Source organism: Finegoldia magna, from assembly GCF_018371055.1.
Classification (GTDB): domain Bacteria; phylum Bacillota; class Clostridia; order Tissierellales; family Peptoniphilaceae; genus Finegoldia; species Finegoldia magna_I.
This window is the reverse complement of record NZ_JAGYZD010000209.1, coordinates 1-2913: the sequence shown is the minus strand read 5'-3', so window position 1 is coordinate 2913 and position 2913 is coordinate 1. Positions and strand designations below refer to the sequence as shown.

Sequence of the window (2913 nt, the reverse complement as noted above, 5' to 3'; positions counted from 1 at the left end):
AAGTCTTTCAAGAGGTCTTGCTCCGAATTTCTTGTCGTATCCTTTGTCTACAAGATAATCCAAGATTTTTTCGTCATATGAAATTATCAAATCATTCTTCGCCATTCTCTCAACCAATTCATCCATCATTAATCCAGCAATTTCTTTTACATTTTCCTTGTTCAAATTGCTAAACACGATAACATCGTCTAATCTATTCATAAATTCTGGCTTGAACATCGACTTCATTGCATTGTTGATAGTTTCTTTGTTTCTGTTGTATTCATCAACTTCAACATCTTCTGCAGTATTAAAACCAATTACATTTTTGCTTTCAAGTTCACTTGCGCCAATGTTTGATGTCATAATGATTACAGTATCTTTGAAATTAACCACACGTCCTTTGGAATCTGTTAGTCTACCGTCATCCAAAACTTGTAAAAGCGTGTTGAAAACATCTGGATGAGCCTTTTCGATTTCATCAAACAATATTACAGAATATGGTTTCGTACGCACCATATCAGTTAATTGTCCGCCATCATCGTGGCCAACATATCCCGGAGGCGATCCTATCAATTTGGACACGGAATGTTTTTCCATATATTCTGTCATGTCGATTCTAATCATCGCGTTTTCATCGTTGAACAATTCCTTGGCAAGTTTTTTCGCCAAGTATGTCTTTCCGACACCAGTTGGTCCGACAAATACAAACGATCCGATTGGTTTATTCGGATTTTTGAGTCCAACACGCGCTCTTTTAATTGCGTTCGAAATAGAATCGATAGCCTTGTCTTGTCCGATGACAACTTTTTTCAAATTATCAGCCAAGAACAAATATTTTTGTGATTCTGATTCTGTTAGATTAGACACTGGAACCTTCGCCCAACGTGACACAATATTCGCTATTTCGTCGAATCCAATCTCCAATTTATTTTCGTCTTGGTCTTCTTCTTCCATTTCTGCTTCAACTTCCTTGATTGCATCTCTTTTTTCTGCTGCAAGTAAGAAATCAGAATTTTGGATAGCTTCTTGTTTTTCTTCTTCTAATTCTTCTAGGATTTTCGCATAATTTTTGCCGCCAGTGAAGTTTTTCACTCTAACCATCGATTGAGCTTCATCTATCAAATCTATCGCCTTGTCTGGCAAATACCTGTCGTTCAAATATCTGTGTGACAATTCAACACTAGCTTTGATTGCTTCATCACTAATTAGAACGTGGTGATGTGATTCGTACTTGTCCTTCAATCCTTCGATAACTTGGATAGAATCTGAAACAGAAGGCTCATCTACCATAATAGTTTGAAGTCTTCTCTCAAAAGCTTGGTCTTTTTCGATAGTTTTTCTGTATTCATTGATAGTTGTAGCTCCGATTATTTGCAAATCGCCTCTCGCCAATGATGGCTTCAAAATATTTGATGCATCCAATGCACCCTCTGCACCACCTGCGCCCATCAACGAATGAAGTTCATCTATAAACAAAATTTTGTTTTCAGAATTTGACAAAGTATCGATAACTTTTTTGATTCTTTCTTCAAAGTCTCCTCTGTATTTTGTTCCTGCCAACAACGCTGCCAAATCCAACGACAAAATCTCCTTGTCCTTGAAAATATCATTCACTTCGCCCTTGACAATCTTTACAGCCAAGCCTTCCACGATAGCAGTCTTGCCTACACCAGGATTCCCAATCAACACAGGATTGTTTTTCTTACGTCTAAGAAGAACTTGAATAATCCTTTCGATTTCTTCCTCGCGACCTATACATGGATCAATCTTTCCTTCTTTCGCCATTTCGTTCAAATTCTTAGTGTACTTTTCAATCTCACTTGGCTTGGAAGAATTTGCTGAATTATCGCTAACATTGTCTCGTTCTCTCTTCATCTTCATGAAGAAATATTTACGAAGTTCCGCTGTCAATTTCATAATATCCACGCCTGTACTCTTCATCAAATGATTAGCGTAGTTCGAACCATCCATGCAAAGAGCCGCCATAATATGTTCCGGAGTAATCGCCCTTTCGCCGTAAGTGTTGGACAACTGTACAGCTTGAGTGATTATTTCTTCAAGTTTCGGGCTAATTCTTTGATTAGTCTCGTTGCTGTCTCCATAACCCAACTCATCTATAATTAAATTTCTAATTTTTTCGTAATTTCCACCGTGTTTTTTCAAATATTCAGACGCCTTGAAATCAAACTTAAACATCGCAAGCAAAACATGCTCCACTCCAAGATCAGCATGCTTCAAACTAATCGCCTCATACACAGCTTCAGTTCTCAAATTATAAATATCTGATTTTCTCAATTTTTCACCTGTCTTTCCAAAGTATCCTTGATAATTTCGCTTCTCAAAACGCCAATGTTTTGATTCAAATTATTGTTTTCGCGAAATTTTTCAAGCTTCAACTTATTCGTCTTATCGTACAAGTCAAGAATTTCATCTACATTAAACCCATCGACAATACCAAAATCGATAGCTATCAGTAAATCTCCTATCCTGTTCATACCCTCAATTTCATCCAAAACCCTTGAATATTTGAGCATCGACACACTTCTCAAAAGATCATCCTTAAACTCAGGATTATTTTCGAATAAAATGCGTCTATTTTCCATTTCCTTTCTAGAAATCGAATCAATCAACAGCGTCATATCATTAATAATATATTCAGGATCTGTCAAATGACCATTTGTTGTAAGCCTGTAAATCGAACTTTTCGTATTAGAATTGAAAGCTTTCTCAAACATATATCCTCTGTATCTTGCAACATCTTGAATATCGTCAATCTTTTTGAAATACTCCAAAGCCTTCAAATTCATACACACGCTCACACCCATCATACAACCCGAATCGTAGAAATCATCTGACAAATATCCAAAATCAATATCGAAAGCAAAATTCAATTTGTCATTCAATTTTTCTTCAATATTCAGACATTTTTCG

At 36.4% G+C, this 2913-nt stretch carries 1 protein-coding gene and 1 pseudogene; both read right to left on the bottom strand.

Annotation, left to right across the window (positions count from 1 at the left end):
- The coding region (locus KHW44_RS08030; RefSeq protein WP_304068168.1) for an ATP-dependent Clp protease ATP-binding subunit at positions 1–2277 on the bottom strand (2277 nt) is incomplete at its 3' end.
- Positions 2274–2913, bottom strand: a pseudogene (locus tag KHW44_RS08025) (ATP--guanido phosphotransferase); the annotation flags it as partial. The pseudogene KHW44_RS08025 and the gene KHW44_RS08030, both read right to left, overlap by 4 nt.